Source organism: Haliea atlantica (assembly GCF_054779855.1).
Map to the genome: position 1 here is coordinate 172,110 of NZ_BAAGXL010000017.1, position 6,048 is coordinate 178,157.

Consider the following 6,048-nt stretch of genomic DNA (forward strand, 5'->3'; position numbering starts at 1 on the left):
GCATGTCATCACTGTCCGTCACACTCTCCGAAGTCCTGCCCCTGTTCGCCCTCAACCTGGGCGTCGCGTTCAGCGCGGCAGTCGCCCTCTGGCTCTGCAGTATCCCCCTGCGCGATGTCAGCATCATCGACCGTTTTTTCGCCCTGGTCATGCTGGCCATCACGGTCGCCAGCGCATTCTGGTCACACGCTATCGGCCCCCTGCAATGGCTCCTGCTGGGCATGGTTCTGCTCTGGGCCCTGCGCATCACCGGCTATCTCACCGCCCGCAACTGGGGCCAGGGCGAGGACCCCCGATACAGCAAGCTGCGCAACTGGGTCGACAACGACCGCGCCTTTGTCTGGCTCAGCCTGCGCCAGGTCTTCCTGCTGCAGGCAGCCGTGCTGTGGCTGGCCACCCTCCCGGTGCAGGTGGCCATGCAGGCGGTCGAGGTGACGCCAGGCTGGCTGACCCTGGCGGGCGCCGGCCTGTGGTTTCTCGGGCTGGTGTTCGAATCCGTCGCGGACGAGCAGTTGCGCCGCTTTCGCGCCGATACCGACAAGCGAGGCACTGTGCTGGACAGCGGTCTCTGGCGCTATTCGCGCCACCCCAACTACTTTGGCGAACTGTGTGTCTGGTGGGGCATCTGGCTGGTCGCCTGCGAGGCCCCGCTGGGGGTGTTTACCCTCATCGGACCGCTGGCTTACAGCTACCTGGTGATCAATGTCACCGGCCAGCGCACCCTGGACAAGAAGCTGGCGCGGGAAAAACCCGGCTATGCGGACTACATGGCGCGCACCAGCGGACTGTTCCCACTGCCACCCAAACGGCTCGGTGGAAGCAAGAGCCAGACGCGCCCCTGACGGCACTTGTGAGCCCGACGGTAAAGTCGTAGGCTTTAGGTCTTTTAATAAAAGTAACTATGGAAACCCGCATGCCCCGCACCCTGAAACAACTCCGCATTCCCGTCATCCAGGCCCCCATGTTCCTGCAGTCCGGCCCGGAGATGGTCATCGCCAGCTGCCGCGCCGGCATTGCCGGCTGCTTCCCTTCGGTGAATGCCCGCAGCACCGAACAACTGGAACAGTGGCTGCAACAGATCACCCAGGCGCTGGGTGACGAACACGACGGTCCCTGGGCCATCAACCTGATGATGCACCGCTCCAATACCCGCCGCTTCGCCGATCTCGACCTGGCGGTGAAGTACCGTGCACCGCTGGTGATCTCGGCTCTCGGGAGCCCGCGGGAAGCCATCGAGGCGGTGCACAGCTACGGCGGCAAGGTATTTGCCGATGTCATCGACACGCGCTTCGCCGCCAAGGCGGTCGAGGCCGGGGTTGATGGCCTGGTGCTGGTCGCCGCCGGGGCCGGGGGTCACACCGGCCAGCAGTCCGGCTTCGCCTTCGTGGAAGAGGTGCGCCAGTTCTGGGATGGCGACATCGTGCTCGGTGGCGGTATCACCAGCGGCCGCGGAGTCAGGGCGGCACAAGTGCTGGGCGCCAACTACGCTTACATGGGCACCCGCTTCATCGCCACCGAGGAGAGCATGGCGGTGCCCGAATACAAGCAGATGGTGGTGGACGCCCGCGGGGCCGATATCGTCTGCTCGGATGCCCTCACCGGAGTCAAGGCCAACTGGCTGCGAGCCAGCCTGGTCGCCGCGGGCTACAACCCCGACCAAATGCCGGACGCAAAGGGCATCGATATCGCCGCGGCCACCAGCGACGCCAAGCGCTGGCGCGATGTCTGGTCGGCAGGCCAGGGGGTGGGTGCCATCCGCGAGGTGCTGCCGATCGCGGCGCTGGTGGATCGCCTGGAAGCCGAATATCGCAGCGCCTGCGAGGTCTGAGCCATGCAAACCAGTTCCCCCGCGCGCATTCAGGCGCTGACACAGGCCGGTTACTGGGGTCGCGAGACCCTGCACGGCATCCTCCAGTCACAACTGGCGGCACACGGCGAAGCGACCGCGCTGGTAGACCAGCCGAACAAGCCGGACCTCACCGACCTGCCCTGCCGCCGGCTGAGCTTCAGCGAGCTGGACGCTCTCAGCGACGCCCTGGCGGCAGAGCTGCTGGAGCTCGGCCTGCGCCACGGCGAACGCCTGCTGGTGCAACTGCCCAATATCAGCGAGCTGGTGCTCGCCTACTACGCTGCCAGCAAGCTCGGCGTGGTGATTTCCCCAATTCCCATCCAGTATGCCAGCCACGAGATCGCCCGCTTCGCCGAGGTACTGAAACCGGCGGCCATGCTCACCCTGGCACGTTTTCGCGAACAGGCCCTGGCGACGCGCGCGCGCGAGGCCCTGCCTTCGACGCCGGTGTGGACCCTGGGCGAGGAGCTCCACTGTGAAACCCCGAAGGACCCGGCGCCGCGCGCGGCACTCGAGAGCCACCGCCGCCAGCACCCCGGGGATGCCAACGACATCCTTACCATCGTCTGGACCTCGGGCACCACCGGCACCCCCAAGGGCGTGCCACGCTCCCACAACATGTGGCGCGACATGGCCCGCAACACCATGGCCGCCGGCGACTATCAGCCGGGGGAAACCCTGCTGGTACCCTTCCCCCTGGTGAACATGGCCGCCCTCGGTGGCTTCCTGTTTCCCTCGGTACTGAATGCCTGCAAGCTGGTACTGCATCACCCGGTGGACCCGCCGCTGTTCCTGCGGCAGATCCAGGAGGAACAGGTCAATTTCACCATCGCGCCGCCGGCACTGCTCAACCGCCTGGCCCAGCAGCCGGCCCTCTGGGAGCAATGCGACTTCGGCAGCATCCGCGCCTTCGGCTCGGGCTCGGTGCCCCTGTCGCCGAGCATGATCGCGGTGATCGAGGGCCAGTACGGCAAGCCGATCATCAATTTCTACGGCTCCAACGAGGGTATCAGCCTGTTCTCCACCCCCGAGGTGGCGCCCTCCCCCGAGTACCGGGCCAGCATGTTCCCCCGTTTCGGGGTACCCGACATGCCCTGGCAAGGGCACGCCCACGAATCCATTACCACCCGGGTCATCGACCCGGAAAGCGGCGAGGAGATTACCCGGCCGGGGGAGCCCGGCGAGCTGTGTATCGGCGGCCCGGCGGTGTTCGACGGCTACCTGGACCACGACGGTGAAGGGATATTCACCCCGGACGGCCTGTTCCGCACCGGCGATCTGGTGGAGATCTGCGGGGAACCGCCCAACTACTACCGCATCGTCGGGCGCTGCAAGGACATCATCAACCGCGGCGGCATGAAGATCTCCCCCGCCGAGCTGGATACCCTGCTGGAGGGCTTCCCGGGACTGGCAGAGGCGGCTGTCTGTGCCTACCCCGACGCCGACCTGGGGGAAAAGATCTGTGCCTGCGTGGTGCCGGCGGAGAACAACCAGGCACCCGAGCTCGAAGCCCTGTGCACCTGGCTGCAGGAAAAAGGCATTGCGGTGTTCAAGCTCCCGGAGCGCCTTGAAGTCTTCGAGGCCCTGCCCCGAAACCCCATCGGCAAGGTGCTGCGCCACGAGCTGCAGCAGGCCGTAAGCCAACGAGGAGGCCAGCCATGAGCCCTGTCTACCTACTCGGCGGCGCGCAGACCGACTTCGCCCGCAACTGGGCCCGGGAGGGCCTGGATATCTACGACATGTTTGCCGAAGTCCTGCGCGCCGGCGTCGCCGAGGCCGGCATCGAGCCCGTACAGATCGGCTGCGGACACGTGGGCAATTTCGTCGGCGAGCTGTTCACCCGCCAGGGGCTGCTCAACGGTTTCTTCGGCGAGGTCTATCCTGAGCTCAACAGCCTGCCCACCGCCCGTCACGAAGCAGCCTGCGCCTCGGGCTCCATCGCCCTGCTCAGCGCCATGCGCGACATCGAGGCAGGACACTACGACACGGCCTGCGTCGTGGGCCTGGAGTACATGCGCAACGTGGATGGCCGCACCGGCGCGGAATACCTGGGGGCTGCGGCCTGGCAGGGCCGCGAAGCCACCGACTGCGACTTCCCCTGGCCCTATCTCTTCGACCGCATCACTGCCGAGTACGAGCAGCGCCACGGTATTCGCCACGAGCACCTGGCCCGGATCGCCGAGATCAACTTCGGCAATGCCAAAGACAACCCCAATGCCCAGACCCGCGGCTGGCAGTTCCCCGCCGGCTGCTTCAGCGAGGACGACAGCCTCAACCCGGTGGTGGAAGGCCGGGTGCGCAAGCTGGACTGCGGGCAGATCACCGACGGCGCCGCCTGCCTGATCCTGGCCAGCGAGAGCTTCGCGCGGCAGTGGGCGAACGATCGCGGCCTGCAACTGGCAGACATCCCGCGGATCAAGGGCTGGGGACACCGTTCGGCGCCGATCCTGCTGGAACACAAACTGCGCGCCAGCGCCGGCCAGCCGCTGCTGTTTCCCCACGTGCAGGCAATGTTCCAGGACGCACTGCGGCGTGCCGGGATGCGCGGGGTCAACGACCTGGACGGCCTGGAAACCCACGACTGCTTCTCGGTGACCGAGTACATGGCCATCGACCACAGCGGCCTGACCGCGCCCGGGGAGAGCTGGAAGGCGATCGAGGACGGGCGCATTGCCCGCGACGGCGACTTCCCGATCAATCCCAGCGGCGGCCTGATCGGCCTCGGCCACCCGGTCGGCGCCACCGGTGTGCGCATGGCCCTCGATTGCGCCCGCCAGGTCAGCGGTCGCGCCGGTACCTGCCAGCTGCCACGGGCGCGCAACTTGGCCACCTTTAACCTGGGTGGCAGTGCGACCACCTGTGTCAGCCTGATTATCGGAGTCGATGCATGAGCGATGCCCTGATTTACGACGCCCTGCGCAGCCCGCGGGGCCGCGCCAAGGAAGGCGCCAGCCTAAACTCACTCACCCCCCAGGCACTGCTGAAGCAGCTCTATGCCGCCCTGGTGGAGCGCACCGGGCTGGAGCCCGCGACGGTGGATGACGTGATTCTCGGCTGTGTGACCCAGCAGGGGGAACAGGCCGGAAACATCGCCAAGAGCTCCACTCTCTACGCCGGCTGGCCCGGCTCGGTGCCCGGCCTGACCGTCAACCGCTATTGCTCCTCGGGCATTGATGCCATGGCCCTGGCGGCCCTGAAGATTGCCGGCGGCCAGGCAGAAGTCACGGTCGCCGGTGGCGTGGAGATGATGTCGCGGGTGCCCATGCTCTCGGACCAGGCGCGGGTCTTCACCGACCCGGAATTCGCCGCCCGCTGCCGCATGCTGATGATGGGCAACGGCGCCGACCTGATTGCCACCCTACACGGGATCAGCCGCGAGGAAGCCGATGCCGTGGCCCTGGCCAGCCAACAGCGCGCCGCAGCCGCGCGGGACAATGGCTGGTTCCGCTCCATCGTCCCGATCACCCTGGAGGACGGCACCCGGGTCAGCGAGGATGAGTGCATCCGCCCGGACACCACCGCCGAGCAACTCGCGAGCATGCCCGCGGTGTTCGCCAAGGCCGCTGCCGCCGGTATCGACGCCTTCCAGCTCGCCGGCTACCCGGAGCTGAAACAGGTCGAGCATATCCACACCGCCGGCAACTCGCCCGCCATGGCCGATGGCGCCGCGCTGGTGCTGATCGGGAGCGAAGCCTGGGGGCAAAGCCAGGGCCTGCAGCCCCGCGCACGGATCAAAGCCTCGGCCACGGTGAATGCCGATCCTCTGCAGGTGCTGAGCGGCTGCGTGGAGGCCACCCGCAAGCTGCTCGACGAGCAGGGGCTCACAGTGGCCGATGTCGACCTGTTTGAAGTTCACGAGGCCTTCGCCGCGGTCAGCGTGGTGTGCATGAAGGATCTCGGCATTCCGGACGAGAAGCTCAACGTCAACGGCGGGGTAATCGCCCTCGGCCACCCCATGGGCGCCACCGGCGCCATCATGGCGGGCACGCTGCTGGACGAGCTGGAACGGCGCGATCTGCGCCTGGGGGTGGTGTCCGCTGCCGGCGCGGCGGGGACGGGCAGCGCGCTGTTGATCGAGCGGATCGTGGGCTGATCGGCTGTGCGGTCTGGTGAGCGCTGGGTTGGTGTGGGTGGCTTCGCGGTCTGGCGACCGCTGCGTTGGTGTGGGTGGTTGATCCTCCTCTGCTCCGTTGCGGGCG

At 67.1% G+C, this 6,048-nt stretch carries 5 protein-coding genes; all 5 read left to right on the forward strand.

Annotation, left to right across the window (positions count from 1 at the left end):
• Window positions 1-2: 2 nt before the first annotated feature.
• The 5 genes from ACYVGS_RS11570 to ACYVGS_RS11590 all read left to right on the forward strand — a co-directional run bounded on the left by ACYVGS_RS11570 (window position 3) and on the right by ACYVGS_RS11590 (window position 5,942).
• Window positions 3-842, forward strand: a complete 840-nt coding sequence (locus tag ACYVGS_RS11570; protein ID WP_460588838.1) for a DUF1295 domain-containing protein — start codon at window positions 3-5, stop codon at window positions 840-842.
• Window positions 843-913: 71 nt separating this feature from the next.
• Window positions 914-1,828, forward strand: a complete 915-nt coding sequence (locus ACYVGS_RS11575; RefSeq protein ID WP_460588839.1) for an NAD(P)H-dependent flavin oxidoreductase — start codon at window positions 914-916, stop codon at window positions 1,826-1,828.
• A 3-nt stretch (window positions 1,829-1,831) separates the two neighbouring features.
• Complete coding sequence (locus ACYVGS_RS11580; protein ID WP_460588840.1) at window positions 1,832-3,511, forward strand: class I adenylate-forming enzyme family protein; 1,680 nt, start codon at window positions 1,832-1,834, stop codon at window positions 3,509-3,511.
• Complete coding sequence (locus ACYVGS_RS11585) at window positions 3,508-4,740, forward strand: acetyl-CoA acetyltransferase (RefSeq protein WP_460588841.1); 1,233 nt, start codon at window positions 3,508-3,510, stop codon at window positions 4,738-4,740. Before ACYVGS_RS11580 ends, ACYVGS_RS11585 begins: the two co-directional genes overlap by 4 nt.
• Window positions 4,737-5,942 carry an acetyl-CoA C-acyltransferase gene (locus tag ACYVGS_RS11590; protein WP_460588843.1) on the forward strand — a complete coding sequence of 402 codons (1,206 nt, stop codon included), beginning with the start codon at window positions 4,737-4,739 and terminating at the stop codon, window positions 5,940-5,942. Before ACYVGS_RS11585 ends, ACYVGS_RS11590 begins: the two co-directional genes overlap by 4 nt.
• Window positions 5,943-6,048 lie beyond the last annotated feature (106 nt).

Coding starts and splice junctions, on each gene's coding strand:
- ACYVGS_RS11575 (WP_460588839.1), top strand. CDS start 914: ATGCCCCGCACCCTGAAACAACTCCGCATTCCCGTCATCCAGGCCCCC.
- ACYVGS_RS11580 (WP_460588840.1), top strand. CDS start 1,832: ATGCAAACCAGTTCCCCCGCGCGCATTCAGGCGCTGACACAGGCCGGT.
- ACYVGS_RS11590 (WP_460588843.1), top strand. CDS start 4,737: ATGAGCGATGCCCTGATTTACGACGCCCTGCGCAGCCCGCGGGGCCGC.
- ACYVGS_RS11585 (WP_460588841.1), top strand. CDS start 3,508: ATGAGCCCTGTCTACCTACTCGGCGGCGCGCAGACCGACTTCGCCCGC.
- ACYVGS_RS11570 (WP_460588838.1), top strand. CDS start 3: ATGTCATCACTGTCCGTCACACTCTCCGAAGTCCTGCCCCTGTTCGCC.